13 protein-coding genes are annotated in these 12,403 nt (G+C 69.9%); 10 read left to right on the top strand and 3 right to left on the bottom strand.

The genetic code is table 11. From position 1 onward, the window contains the following. Positions 1-45: 45 nt before the first annotated feature. Entirely contained in the window at positions 46-822 is a 777-nt protein-coding gene (locus tag LCL87_RS06560) for an SDR family oxidoreductase (protein WP_225017877.1), read from the bottom strand. Positions 823-1,002: 180 nt separating this feature from the next. Here LCL87_RS06560 and LCL87_RS06555 point away from each other — a divergent pair, with 180 nt between their 5' ends. The 3 genes from LCL87_RS06555 to LCL87_RS06545 all read left to right on the top strand — a co-directional run bounded on the left by LCL87_RS06555 (position 1,003) and on the right by LCL87_RS06545 (position 3,598). Continuing rightward, positions 1,003-1,764 (top strand): SDR family oxidoreductase, encoded by a 762-nt coding sequence (locus tag LCL87_RS06555; RefSeq protein ID WP_225017874.1) that lies wholly within the window; start codon positions 1,003-1,005, stop codon positions 1,762-1,764. A gap of 5 nt (positions 1,765-1,769) precedes the next feature. Continuing rightward, positions 1,770-2,738 carry a 2-hydroxyacid dehydrogenase gene (locus LCL87_RS06550; RefSeq protein WP_225017873.1) on the top strand — a complete coding sequence of 323 codons (969 nt, stop codon included), beginning with the start codon at positions 1,770-1,772 and terminating at the stop codon, positions 2,736-2,738. Between the two features lie 113 nt (positions 2,739-2,851). Then, positions 2,852-3,598 (top strand): IclR family transcriptional regulator, encoded by a 747-nt coding sequence (locus LCL87_RS06545; RefSeq protein WP_225017863.1) that lies wholly within the window; start codon positions 2,852-2,854, stop codon positions 3,596-3,598. Here the strand turns inward: LCL87_RS06545 and LCL87_RS06540 are convergent. Continuing rightward, positions 3,561-4,817, bottom strand: coding sequence for a multidrug effflux MFS transporter (locus tag LCL87_RS06540; RefSeq protein ID WP_225017861.1), 1,257 nt, complete (start codon positions 4,815-4,817; stop codon positions 3,561-3,563). The two genes, LCL87_RS06545 and LCL87_RS06540, sit on opposite strands and share 38 nt — an antisense overlap. Beyond that, a complete protein-coding gene (locus LCL87_RS06535) occupies positions 4,814-5,665 on the bottom strand; it encodes an alpha/beta fold hydrolase (protein ID WP_225017859.1) in 852 nt (283 codons plus the stop codon). Before LCL87_RS06535 ends, LCL87_RS06540 begins: the two co-directional genes overlap by 4 nt. A gap of 102 nt (positions 5,666-5,767) precedes the next feature. Between LCL87_RS06535 and LCL87_RS06530 the strand changes: the two genes are divergently transcribed. The 7 genes from LCL87_RS06530 to LCL87_RS06500 all read left to right on the top strand — a co-directional run bounded on the left by LCL87_RS06530 (position 5,768) and on the right by LCL87_RS06500 (position 12,397). Further along, positions 5,768-6,253, top strand: a complete 486-nt coding sequence (locus LCL87_RS06530) for a hypothetical protein (RefSeq protein WP_225017857.1) — start codon at positions 5,768-5,770, stop codon at positions 6,251-6,253. Next, positions 6,250-6,651, top strand: coding sequence for a hotdog family protein (locus LCL87_RS06525; protein WP_225017855.1), 402 nt, complete (start codon positions 6,250-6,252; stop codon positions 6,649-6,651). Before LCL87_RS06530 ends, LCL87_RS06525 begins: the two co-directional genes overlap by 4 nt. A gap of 94 nt (positions 6,652-6,745) precedes the next feature. Continuing rightward, positions 6,746-8,041 carry a Rieske 2Fe-2S domain-containing protein gene (locus LCL87_RS06520; RefSeq protein ID WP_225017854.1) on the top strand — a complete coding sequence of 432 codons (1,296 nt, stop codon included), beginning with the start codon at positions 6,746-6,748 and terminating at the stop codon, positions 8,039-8,041. Positions 8,042-8,165: 124 nt separating this feature from the next. Further along, complete coding sequence (locus tag LCL87_RS06515; protein WP_225017852.1) at positions 8,166-9,509, top strand: zinc-binding metallopeptidase family protein; 1,344 nt, start codon at positions 8,166-8,168, stop codon at positions 9,507-9,509. Further along, complete coding sequence (locus LCL87_RS06510) at positions 9,509-10,462, top strand: DODA-type extradiol aromatic ring-opening family dioxygenase (protein ID WP_225017850.1); 954 nt, start codon at positions 9,509-9,511, stop codon at positions 10,460-10,462. Before LCL87_RS06515 ends, LCL87_RS06510 begins: the two co-directional genes overlap by 1 nt. Before the next feature lie 35 nt (positions 10,463-10,497). Beyond that, complete coding sequence (locus tag LCL87_RS06505; RefSeq protein WP_225017849.1) at positions 10,498-11,370, top strand: alpha/beta fold hydrolase; 873 nt, start codon at positions 10,498-10,500, stop codon at positions 11,368-11,370. Positions 11,371-11,449: 79 nt separating this feature from the next. After that, the gene (locus LCL87_RS06500; RefSeq protein WP_225017847.1) at positions 11,450-12,397 is read left to right on the top strand and encodes a 2-hydroxyacid dehydrogenase; all 948 of its coding nucleotides are present in this window, start codon (positions 11,450-11,452) and stop codon (positions 12,395-12,397) included. The last annotated feature ends 6 nt before the right edge of the window (positions 12,398-12,403 follow it).

Below are 12,403 nucleotides of genomic sequence, written 5' to 3'. Positions count from 1 at the left end.
CGCTCTTCCGATCTCTGGGCGACCGACTCGCGACGACCGGTCTCGTCAGCTGCCCTGGGTCGCCATGTAGCGAGCCGGGTACTCGCCGCCGCCGTGCACCGCGAGATCGGCACCGTTGACGTACGACGACAGGTCGCTGCCCAGGAACAGGCACGCCTTCGCGATGTCCGACGGCACCGCCATGCGCTCCATCGGCAGGGTGCGGGTGACCGCGGCGCCGCCGTCGTCGCCGTACACCGTCGCCGCGGCCTCGGTGCGGATCAGGCCGGTGGTGATGTGGTTGACGCGCACCTTCGGCGCCCACTCGAGGGCCAGCGCCTTGGTCAGCCCGAGCAGGCCCGCCTTCGCCGCGGTGTAGGCGGCGGTGCCGGGCTGCGGCTGGTGCGCGGAGACGCTGCCGATGTTGACGATCGCACCGCCCGTCTCCTGTTCGCGCATAACCAGATTCGCGGCCTGTGCCATGTAGGCCGGGGCCAGCAGGTTGAGGGCGACGATCTTCTCGACGAACCGCGGCGACACGGTCGCGGCGTCGGCGTCGGGGGAGCCGCCGGCGTTGTTGACCAGCACGTCCAGGCGCCCGAAGCGGTCGACGGCGTCCTGGACGAGGGCGGTCGCGTCGGCGGGGTCGCGGACGTCGACGGCGCGGAACGCGGCGCTGCGGCCGTCGACCGTCGGGAGGGTCTCGGGCTCGTTGCGGGCGCACACGAGCACGTCGGCGCCGGCCTGCAGGAAGTGCTCGGCGATGACGTAGCCGATGCCCTTGGTGCCGCCGGTGACGATCACTGCGCGACCGGTGAAGTCGACCGGGTTGGGGTAGCTCATGCGAACTGCCTTTCTGTCGTGTCGCAGCGCCGGACGCCACGAGGCTCTTTGGTGCTCAGAAGTTTTCGTAGCCAATTTCGCGAAAACGCTGCGCGCAAGCAAATGCTTGGTTGAGAATAGTCGACTGGAGGCCTGTCACACCAGGTCTCCCCAGTTCACGAGAGTTGAGAGCGGGTACACATGGGCAAGCTTGACGGCAAGATTGCACTCATCACGGGAGCCGGGCAGGGTATCGGCCGCGGCATCGCGCACGCGCTGGCCAAGGAGGGCGTGTCGATCGCCGTCGCCGGACGCACCGAGTCCAAGCTCGTCAAGACGGTCGAGCAGATCGAGGCCTACGGTGGCAAGGCGTTGCCCGTCCGGTGCGACGTGAGCAATGCGGCCGACATCGAGGCCGCCGTCGAACAGACCATCGGGTTCTTCGGCGGTGTCGACATCCTGGTCAACAACGCCAACGACTGCGGTCCGGGACCGCTGCTGTCCGTCAAGGACGACGACTTCGAGCGGTCGTTCGCGACCGGGCCGCTGGCGACGCTGCGCCTGATGCGCGCGTGCTACCCGTCGATGAAGGAACGCGGTGGCGGTTCGATCATCAACCTCGTGACGTCCGCGGCCGTGCGCTGGGACGCCAGCGATTACGGCGCCTACGGTTCGATCAAGGAAGGCATGCGCTCGCTCACCCGCGCCGCGGCCTGCGAATGGGGCGTCGACGGAATTCGCGTCAACTCCATCGCGCCGCATGCGATGTCGCCGGCGCTCGAGGGCTGGATCGCGGCGCGCCCCGAGGAGGCCGAGGCGTTCAAGGCCAGCATTCCGCTGCGCCGCATCGGTGACGCGGAGACCGATATCGGTCGTGCGGTCGTGTTCCTCGTCAGCGACGACGCCGGATACCTCACCGGCGCCACGATCCCGCTCGACGGCGGCCAGTCCCGCTGGGGCTGATACCCGTGGATGCGCGCACGGCCTCGGACCGGATCCTGCTCCTTGCTGCGGATCCGGCGATCGGCGAGGCCGTGCGCGCCGCGGTCGGCGACGACGGAACCGTCGTCCGGCCTGCTGAGCGCACGGTCGACGCGGTGCGCGAATTGCTGCCCGAGGTCGACGTCGTCGTCGCGGACTGGAGTGGGGCATTGCCGCTCGGCGCTGCCGAGGCGGCACTCGGCGGTCACCTGCGGCTGATCCAGCAGCCGGGTGTCGGGGTCGCCTACATCGACGTCGATGCCTGGACGGAAGCCGGTGTCCCGGTTGCGAACACGCCGGGTGGAAACGCCGGATCGGTTGCGGAGTGGGCGGTGGCGGCCACCGCGAACCTGTGCCGCTCGATCGGCTGGGCCGATGCCGAGATGCGACGTGGACTCTGGCCGCAGACGGCGATCCGGGAGCGGGACTGCCGCGACCTCGGTGAGCGCCGGATCGGCTTGGTCGGGTTCGGCGACATCAGTCGTCGCTGCGGCGAACTCTTCCGAGCGTTCGGGTGCGAGGTCGCGTATCACTCGCGCCGCCCGGATCCGGACTCGACGCTGCCGCACCTGCCGCTCGACGACCTGCTGTCGGTGTCGGACGTCGTCGTGGTCGCGGTCCCGTTGACCGCGCAGACCCGGGGCCTGATCTCGGCTCGCGAACTCGCGCTGCTGCCTCCGGGAGCGCTGGTGGTCAACGTCGCCCGCGGGCCGGTCGTGGACGAGGTCGCGCTGGCCGCGGCGATCCGATCCGGGACGGTGGCCGGCGCGGCCCTCGACGTCTTCGCGCGGGAACCGGTCGAGACCGACAGTCCTCTGTTCGACCTCGACAACGTGATCCTGAGTCCGCACATCGCGGGCGGCAGCTCGACGGCCCTCTCGCGGATGTACTCGATGACGGCGGAGAACGTCGCGCGGGTGTGCCGCCGTGAGGCGCCGCTGTGGACGCTTCGATGAGCACCCTGGCGGACTTGCGGGTCCGCTGGTATCGAAACAAACGTTCGATGGATTCTCGGTAGGCTCTGCGCACCGGTCCCGCTCAATGGGACGGCGATCGTAGGAGGCACCTGATGATGACATCGCTGCTGGGCAAGGTGCGCCTACTGCTCGAGTCCTTCGACGCCGAGTCGGGTTCGCTGTCGCTCACTGAACTGTCACGGCGCAGTGGCGTCGCGAAGGCCACGGTGCATCGCTTGGCGGCCGAGATGGTCGAACTGGGCCTGCTCGAGCGAGTGGGAACCGACTACCGGCTGGGGTTGCGGCTGTTCGAACTGGGCCAGCTCGTCCCCACCCAGCGGATCCTGCGTGACGCGGCGCTGCCGTTCCTGCAGGAACTGCACGCGATCACCCGCGAGACGGTTCACCTCGCGATCCGCGACGGCCTCGACGTGCTGTACATCGACAAGATCTCCGGGCACGGGTCGGTGGACCTGCCGTCCCGCGTCGCCGGCCGGCTGCCGGTCGAGGTCACCGCCACCGGCAAGGTCATGCTCGCCTTCTCGTCGCCCGCGGTGTTCGAGCAGGTTGTCGCCCGTGGCCTCGCGAAGTTCACGCATCGCTCGGTGGCGTCGGCGGCAATGCTGCGACGGCAACTCGAACGCGCCCGCAGCGAGGTGATGACGGTGGAGGCCGAGGAGGTTCGGCTCGGGACGGCAAGCGCGGCGGTCCCGATCTTCTCGGGAGGATCGACCGTGGTCGGCGCCATCAGCGTGTCGACGAGCACGGCCCGGATGAACGTCGCCCGGATCTCGGGACCGCTGCAGACCGCGGGGCAGGGCGTCAGTCGAGCGCTCCACGAGATCGCGCGGACGGCCTGACGACGGCCCCCAACGCGAACAGTGCGAGCACCGCCGAACCGGTCATCGCCACGGCGATCGCCAGGGATGTGTTCCCCAGCAGCCCGACGATCGGGGCGATGACCGCCGCCGCCCCGAACTGTGCGAACCCCACCATCGCCGCCGCGGTGCCCGCAGCCTCTCCGTGCCGGGACAGGGCGAGTGCCGGTGCGTTCGGCATCACGAACCCGGTGGCGCACAGCAGTGCCAGGACCGGCAGCGCGAAGCCGAGGAATCCGCCGGTGTCGGTCGCTGCCAACCCGATCGCGACGGCTCCGAGCACGGTGCTCACCGCGAGCGACGCCACGCAGATGCCCGTCGGTGTCCAGCGCCCCAGCAACACGACGTTGAGTTGGGACGCGCCGATCAGCACGACGGCGCCGGCGGCGAACGCGATGCCGTAGACCCCGGGCGCCAGCGCGAACTGGTCCTGCATCACGAACGACGAGCCTGCGATGTACGCCCAGAGCACCGCCCGGCCGAGCCCGCACACCAGCACCAGCACCATGAAGTGCCCGTCGCGGGCCAGCGTCGCGTACGTGCGCAACACCGGTGCGACGCCGCGGCCGACCCGCGCCGACGGCGGCAGTGTCTCGGGCATGGCGACCCCACCGAGCACGATCATGACGAGCCCGAGACCGGCGAGCACGAGGAACACCCCGTGCCACGAGACCGCTGTCAGCAACACGCCGCCGATCGACGGCGCCAGGATCGGGGCGACGCCCATGACGAGCATCAGCCGTGACATCACGACGGCGGCGTCCCGGCCGTCGAACAGATCGCGGACGACGGCCATCGCGATCACGCCGGTCGCGGCCGCGCCGAGCCCCTGCAGTGCGCGCAGGGCGCCGAGGACCGCGATCGACGGCGCGAACCAGCAGGCCACCGACGCCGCGACGTGCAGCGACGTGCCGATGACGAGCGGCCGTCGGCGCCCGAAGACGTCGGACAGCGGCCCGATCACCAGTTGGCCCAGGGCGAGGCCGAGCAGCGTCCCGGTGAGCGTGAGCTGCACGGCGGCGTCGGACGTCAGGAAATCGTCGGTGATCGCGGGTAGCGCCGGCAGGTACATGTCCACCGTGAACGGCCCGAGGGCGGTGAGCAGGCCGAGGATCACGACCAGTCGGATCCGGCTCCCGCCCTCGGGCGCGGTGACGCGGGCACCCTCGCGGGCCGCGTCGGTCGTCGCGTCGGCTGTCACGGATGCTGCTGGTTCAGGAACCCGGTCACCACGGTGTAGTAGTCGTGCGGCCGCTCCTCCTGGAGGTGGTGCGACGCCTTGTCCATCACGTACAGGTGACCGCGTTCGATCATCCGGGCGAGCATGAGCGGGTAGTCCGGTGTGAGGAAGGCGTCGTGCATGCCCCACGCGAAAAGTACCGGCGCCTGGATCATTCCGAGTTCCGCGGTGAGATCCTGCCAGTCTCCGCGGGGGTTGTCCGACGCCGCCGCGAGCGCCATCTCGTCGGGGTCGAGGCTCTGCTCGTAGCGCATGTCGAGGGTTTCCTCGGGCAGGCGCTCGCCGTCGAACCATTCGAGCTTGGTGATGAGCTGACGCATCTTCTCGCGCGTCGGGCCCTCGCCGCCGTAGTAGACGTCGCGCGCGTTGCGCCCCCGCCGGCCGTCCTCGGGCAGCGGCGCGAGCGGGCCGTAGAACACCGGCATGCTGCCGGTGATCACCAGCGAGCGCACCCGGTCGGGGTACTTCGCCGCCAGGTTCAGGGCGATGGTGCCGCCCCACGAGTTGCACACGAAATCGGCACGGTCGATGCCGAGTTCGTCGAGCAGCGCCACGATCTTGGCGGCGTGGAAGTCCCACATCGGCCCGGTGATGGTGCACTTGTCCGACAGACCGTACTGCAGGATGTCGACGAGGATCGCGCGGCGGTCCTGCGCGAAGAGCGGTGCCACCGGCCCGAAATCGGACCACGCGGTGCAGCCCGGACCGCCGCCGTGCAGGAAGATCGTGGGCGCGCCCTCGCCGAGGTCGTGGTAGTGGAACTTCACGCCGGCTGCGGTGGCGTACAAGCTGTTCGGTCGATTCGTCATGCGCATACCTGACCCGATCGGCGTGCGCGGGCAAAGGATCGCGGTCCGTCAGGCGGTCCCGGTCTGTGGCCCTGCAGGTGGTGCCGCTCCTAGCGTCGCCGCATGAGAACTCCACTGGACATCGTCCACGAGCGGGTGTCGTCGACGATCGGCACCCGCGAGCACCGCGACCTCGGGGCGATCCGTCCCGACGAGGCGGTCGCCTTCGCGCGCGCGTGTGCGGAGGACGACCCTCGCTACCTGGACCCGGACCGGCCGGACTTCGCGGTGCACCCCATGTACGTGCCCAGCCTGCTGCGCGGGCCCAGCGGCGCGCGGGACGACGAGTACCGACCCGACGGGATGTTCGCTGACGAGGTGCCCGGGACGTCCGGACTCGACGTCCGGCTGATGGCCGGCGGACAGGACATTGCCTTCCACCGGGCGCCGCCGCTGGGGCAGCGTATCGCCGCCGACCGGACCGTCGACCGGATCGAGTGGAAGGGGCGCGACGACGCCCCGTTCCTGTTGATCACCGTCGTCAAGACCTACCGCGCGATCGCGGTCGGTGTGTTGGCGACCGTCACGGAAAGGTTCATCGTCCGATGAACGAACACGCCGCTCCCGTCATCGGCGAGTCGATCGAACCGATTGTGCTGCAGACCGATCCGGTCCGAGTGCAACGATTCGGTGCGGCCACGCACAACGCGCACCGGATCCACTACGACACCGCGTACGCACGGTTCGAGGGGCTCGACGACCGGGTCGTGATGGCGCAGTTGCACGGCACCCTGTTCTTCCGCGCGGCCGCCCGGTACGTGGGCGACCCGGACGCGGTGCTGTCGGTCGGGTGGCGGAACCGCGCACCCGCGTACGTCGGGACGACGCTCACGGTCACCGGGTCGGTGCGCGAGGTCCACGACGATCGGATCGTTCTGGACCTCGAGGAGCGCGACTCCGACGGGACGCTGTGCGCCGCCGGTGAGGCCGTCGTGGCCCGGCGGTGAACCCGGTCTGCTGAGTGAACCGGATCCGTTGGAAGGACGGAGGGTTCGTCGGAAGATCTGCGTACCAAAAGATCTCGTGTCGAGAGGACTTCACATGACTGGTGTCGAGGCGCCGGACGCCACGCAGGCGCTCCCGGAGAGGCCGCGCGCGGCCGGTCGGCAGGACTGGACGGCGTGGCCCCGATACAACGAGGCCGGCAGCGGCTACCGGGGCTACTGGTACCCGGTGACGTGGTCCAGCCACATCACCAAGGATCCCAAGAGCTACACGATCTGCGGCGAGAAGCTCGCCATCATTCGTGACAGCGGCAAAGTGTATGCGCTGCACGACCGTTGCCCGCACCGCGGCGTGCCGCTGTCGGAGGGCGACCAGCAGTTCCCGGGCACCGTCAGCTGCCCGTACCACGGCTGGACGTTCCGGCTGAACGACGGCAAACTGGCCGCGGTCATCACCGACGGACCCGACTCGAAGATCTGCGGCAAGCTCTCCGTCCGGACGTACGCCATCGAGGAACGGCTCGGTCTGGTGTGGGTCTACATTCCGATCGCGGAGGAGCCCGCGCCGCCGATCGACGAGCAGCTGCCCCGCGAACTCGTCGAGAACGAGGGCATCGTGGGCGGCCGCATCCAACCGCGCGGCGGCAACTGGCGATTCGCGTGCGAGAACGGCTTCGACGAGGGACACGCCAAGTACCTGCACCGCACCGCGCTGTGGCGGCTGTTCAAGCCCATGCCCACGTGGAACATCACCAGCATCGTGCCCGAGGGCCGGTGGCTCTTCCGAGTGCAGGAGGAGGTCTACTGGGAGGCGGACTTCCCCGGTGTGGGCAAGTGGACCAACAAGCGCTGGTGGAAGAAGAAGCCCGACGAGACCCAGATCTCGCAGATCGGCAACGTCGGTGCGGGCCTGAAGGTGAACCCTGTGATCGAGGCCCAGAAGTTCCCGGGCTTCGCCTCGCTGTCGATGCCCGGCGTGCTGCGGATCGCCTACCCGAACTTCATCCACTACGAGTTCTACGTCCCGGTCGACGAGGACAACCACCAGTACGTGGGCCTCATGGTCAACTTCGTCACCGGCACAGCGAAGCTCGGCTTCTACGCCAAGTACCTCGGCGCGATCCGCTGGCTGTTCCACGGCCAGTTCTCGGGCCAGGACGAATGGATGGTCCGCGTCACCGACGCGCCGCCGGAGAAGCTCTACCGCCCCGACATCTCGCTCACCGCGTGGCGCAACCTCGCCGAGGAGGAGTACGCCGAGAAGATCGCCGCCGCGGTGGCGCACACCCCGCAGCCGCCGGCCCGCCCGGTGCGTGAGCGGCGCCGAGCCACCCCCGCCGCCGAATCGGGCGGTGCCGCAGCGGCACCGCACACCCCGGCCGCTTCGGACTAGAGGAGAAGACGATGTTCAAGACTCTCGTGAGCGTGACGCTCGGTGTCCTGCTTGCCGCCGGGGCGCCCGTGGCCTGGCGCTTCGTCGCAGCCCGCAGCAATACTCAGGTACACCAGGTCAACTCGTGACCCCCGGGACCGTCGATCCCCTCGCCGGTCTCGACGAGCAGCGCCGCCGCTGGGTCGAGCAGGCGTGGGGGAAGGTGGATCGCGAGCGACTGCGCGAACTGGCGGTCGGGCTGGTGGACATCGCCAGCCCGACGGGCGACGAGGCCCCGCTCGCCCGGCACATCACGAACACGCTGACGACCGGTGGGGTCGAGGCACACACGATGTACCTCGACGACCGGCAGGCGAACTCGTGGGGCCGGGTGCGCGGCGACGGGGACGGGCCGGATCTGCTGCTCTACGCGCCGATCGACACCGTCACGAGCGGCAACGCCGCGGAGGACGTGCCGTGGGCCGCGGAGACGTTACGGCCGGATCTCCGTGCGGAGGCCGCCGGCGACGGCGACTACGTCATCGGTCTCGGGGCGTCGAACCCCAAGGGACACGCGGCCTGCGTCATGGCGGCCGTGGAGGCGATCCGCGCCGCGGAGATCCCGCTGACGGGCGACCTCCTGGTCGGCTTCGGGGCCGGCGGCATGCCGACCAACGCCCGTCCGGGCGTGGGCAATCCACGGCTGAACACCGGTCAGGGAGTCGGCTGCTCGTACCTGCTCGAGCAGGGCGTGTGGGCGGACTTCGCGCTCATCGCAAAGCCCGGCTGGACGGTGTCGTGGGAGGAGGTCGGGCTCGCGTGGTTCGAGATCACGGTGCACGGCAGCCACACCTACGTCGGCTCGCGGCATCGGCTGCCCTACCGGAACCCGGTCGCGCTGGCCGGTGAGGTGGCGCTGCGGCTCGAGGAATGGTTCCCGCAGTACTCGAGCCGGCACCGGGACGGCCTGGTGCTCCCGCAGGGGATGGTCGCGAACATCCGTGGTGGCTGGGAGCGCACCGCGTCCTTCACGCCGGGACAGGTCCGGATGATGGTGGATCTGCGGCTGAGCCCGCGGACCACGCCGTCGGCGGCAAGACGCGAGCTGGTGGAGGCGGTGCGGACCATCGCCGCCGACCTGGACGCGCGGATCGACGTCGAACAGGTCCTGGCGATCCCGGGGGAGTCGTCCGACGAGCAGATGTGGCTGTGTCGCAGCGCGATCGAGGCCTGGGAGGCGTTCGAGGGCGGACCACACCACGAGTTCCACGACGCCAGCGGTGCGACCGACGCGAACATCCTGCGCGGTCGCGGCATCCCGACCGTGCGGGTCGGGATGCCGAAGGTGACCGACGCCCCGTTCGAGGTCGACTTCGCGATGGGCATGAACACCGTGGACCTGCGCGAGGCGGAACGCCTCACGCGTTACCTGATCCGGGTCGCCGTCGACACCGTGACCCGGTCTCTCGAGGAAGTGGGGATCGACTGATGGCGAAACTGGTGCTGGGGGTCGGTGCATCGCACAGCACCCTCATGAACACGCACTGGGAGGAGACGACGCACAAGGCGGAGGCCGAGCGGTTCCGCGACGCCCTGGGGGTGGTACGCGACCGCATCGCCGCCGCGCGGCCCGACGTGGTCGTCCTGCTGGGGTCCAACCACTTCCGTGGCTTCTGGCTCGACCTCATCCCCCCGTTCACGCTCGGGGTGGGCGAGTGCAACGCGAGCGGGGAATCCGGAACGCCGAAGGGCCCGCAGAAGGTCGACGTCGATCTCGCGCGTCACCTCGCCGACGGCGTGGTCGAGAGCGGCCGGTTCGACCTGGCGTTCTCGGCGCGTCTGCAGATCGATCACGGCCAGTCGCACGCGATCCAGTATCTGCTGGCGGGGCTCGACGTCCCGATCGTCCCGCTCGTGGTCAACGTGTTCGCCCCTCCGCTGCCGACGTTCGAGCGGTGTGAGGGCCTCGCCCTCGCCCTGCGCGACACGATCGAGTCGTACCCCGGCGACAAGCGGGTCGTCGTCGTCGCCTCGGGCGGGCTGTCGCACCGGCTGCCGTGGCCGGACTGGCGGGACCCGCACGGCGAGGACGAGGACTTCATGGTCCAGGCCTGGCTCGACGGCCGGGAGAACTGGTCCGACTACGACGTGCGCCGTCGCCAGATCATCCGCGCCGCCGAGGCCGCGATCTCACCCGAGTTCGACGACCGGATCCTCGACCTGTTCGCGGTCGGCAAGGCCGGTGAACTGGCCGGCTACTCGAGCGCGGACATCGAGGCCGAGGCGGGCAATGGCGCCCAGGAACTGCGCACGTGGCTGATGATGGCCGCGATGATGGACTACATCCCCGCCGAACGAATTGCCTACGAGGCGATTCCGGAATGGCTCACCGGAATGGGCGTCGTGGTTCTGGACCCCGCGGCGGCGCCGGCGGCGCACTGACATCCACTCCCATCCCTTCTGCAAAGGACACACTCATGACAATCTGGAACGAACTGGCAGGCCTCGACTTCGCGGTCGAGACCGTCGACGCCGCGGGCATCCCCACCCGCTCGCTGCAGGCCGGATCCGGTGACGAGGCGGTGGTGTTCCTGCACGGCACCAGCGGCCACCTCGAGGCCTTCGCGCGCAACATCGCGGTACACGCCGAGCACTACGAGTGCCACGCGATCGACATGCTCGGCCACGGCTACACCGGAAAGCCGAGCTACCCGTACGAGATTCCGCGCTACGTCGAGCATCTCGTGAACTACCTCGACGCCGTCGGCCTGGAGAAGGCCCATCTGGTGGGCGAGTCCCTCGGCGGCTGGGTCGCGGCCCACCTCGCCAGCGAGCAGCCCGAGCGGGTGCTGTCGCTGCAACTGCTCGCGGCCGGCGGCACCGTTGCCAACCCGGAGGTCATGGAGCGTATCCGCACCTCGACGACCAAGGCGGTGCAGAGCGACGACGTCGAGCTCACCCGGGCGCGGCTGCGGCTGCTGATGCACGACCCGGTGAACGCCACCGAGGAGCTCGTCGAGGCGCGGCACCGGATCTACCACCAGCCGGACTTCGTCGCGAACATCCACAACCTGCTGTCCCTGCAGGACATGGAGACCCGCCAGCGCAACCTGCTGCGTCCGGATCGGCTCGCCCGGATCCAGGCGCCCACGTTGGTGGTGTGGGGTCACGAGAACCCGTTCGGTGACGTGCCGGAGGCGAAGAAGATGGCCGCGGACATCCCCGGCGCGCAGCTGCAGCTCTACCCCGAGTGCGGGCACTGGCCGCAGCACGAGCAGGCGGCGCTCTACAACCCGCTCAGCCTCGAGTTCCTGGCGAAGGCGTCCGCGCAGGCGCGCAGCGTCGCCTGAGTCGCCTTCCCACAACACAGTTCGTGGAGCCGGCCGCGCGTCGCGTGGCCGGCTCCACGCGTCGAGAGGACGGTTCGCGATGCGGATCCTGTTGTCGGCTCCGGACGACCACGACGTCCTGGGACGCCTCCTGCGCGACACGACGCAGGACGTCGAGGTGGTCCGACCGACCACCCGCACACGGACCGAGCTACGCGCCCTGCTGCCCGATGTCGACATCGTCGTCGGCGATTGGAGCGGTGAATTACCCATGGGCGCAGACGAGGCCGAGATCGGAGGTCATCTTCGGCTCGTCCAGCAACCGGGCGTCGGGGTCAACTGGATCGACGTCGACGCGTGGCGCCGGGTCGGCGTTCCGGTGGCCAACACGCCCGGTGCCAACGCGGCCTCGGTGGCGGAATGGGCGGTCGTCGCTTCCGCGAGTCTGAGCCGCTCGATGGGCTGGGCCGACGACAGGATCCGTGCGGGGGAGTGGCCGCAGGACCGCATCCTCGAACAGGGCTGTCGCGACCTCGGTGATCGCCGGGTGGGGATCGTCGGATTCGGCGACATCGGCCGACGCTGTGCCGGTCTGTTCGCGGCCTTCGGCTGCGAGGTCGCGTACACGGCACGCCGTCCGAGGGCGGACGCGACGGCACGACATCTCCCGCTCGACGACCTGCTCGCCGTGTCGGACGTCCTGGTGCTCGCGGTGCCGTTGACGCCGTCGACCCGCGGGTCGATCGGTGCTCGTGAACTAGCCCGACTGCCGGAGGGGGCGATCGTCGTGAACGTCGCCCGCGGCCCGGTCGTCCGGACGGACGCGCTGGCGGCCGCGCTGCGATCCGGGCGTCTGGGCGGGGCGGCGCTGGACGTCTTCGACCACGAACCGCTCGCACCGGACAGCGACCTGTGCCGGCTCGACCGGGTGCTGCTCAGTCCGCACGTGGCCGGTGGCAGCGCCACTGCGAGGCGCCGGATCTACGAGATGACGGCCGCCAACGTCGCGCGCGTGTGCCGCGGTGGCGCGCCGCGGTGGACGCTGTGAGCCACG

Origin of the sequence: Prescottella equi (assembly GCF_020171745.1) — a bacterium.
In the GTDB taxonomy this organism is placed as follows: Bacteria; Actinomycetota; Actinomycetes; order Mycobacteriales; family Mycobacteriaceae; genus Prescottella; species Prescottella equi_A.
Note: the sequence above shows the minus strand (reverse complement) of the source record. Positions and strands in the feature narration are given on the sequence as shown.

What these genes read in the sequence shown, in the direction of transcription:
- LCL87_RS06530 (WP_225017857.1), top strand. Translation starts at nt 5,768, where the DNA reads ATGAGAACTCCACTGGACATCGTCCACGAGCGGGTGTCGTCGACGATC.
- LCL87_RS06525 (WP_225017855.1), top strand. Translation starts at nt 6,250, where the DNA reads ATGAACGAACACGCCGCTCCCGTCATCGGCGAGTCGATCGAACCGATT.
- LCL87_RS06520 (WP_225017854.1), top strand. Translation starts at nt 6,746, where the DNA reads ATGACTGGTGTCGAGGCGCCGGACGCCACGCAGGCGCTCCCGGAGAGG.
- LCL87_RS06560 (WP_225017877.1), bottom strand. Translation starts at nt 822, where the DNA reads ATGAGCTACCCCAACCCGGTCGACTTCACCGGTCGCGCAGTGATCGTC.
- LCL87_RS06545 (WP_225017863.1), top strand. Translation starts at nt 2,852, where the DNA reads ATGATGACATCGCTGCTGGGCAAGGTGCGCCTACTGCTCGAGTCCTTC.
- LCL87_RS06555 (WP_225017874.1), top strand. Translation starts at nt 1,003, where the DNA reads ATGGGCAAGCTTGACGGCAAGATTGCACTCATCACGGGAGCCGGGCAG.
- LCL87_RS06510 (WP_225017850.1), top strand. Translation starts at nt 9,509, where the DNA reads ATGGCGAAACTGGTGCTGGGGGTCGGTGCATCGCACAGCACCCTCATG.
- LCL87_RS06535 (WP_225017859.1), bottom strand. Translation starts at nt 5,665, where the DNA reads ATGACGAATCGACCGAACAGCTTGTACGCCACCGCAGCCGGCGTGAAG.
- LCL87_RS06500 (WP_225017847.1), top strand. Translation starts at nt 11,450, where the DNA reads ATGCGGATCCTGTTGTCGGCTCCGGACGACCACGACGTCCTGGGACGC.
- LCL87_RS06505 (WP_225017849.1), top strand. Translation starts at nt 10,498, where the DNA reads ATGACAATCTGGAACGAACTGGCAGGCCTCGACTTCGCGGTCGAGACC.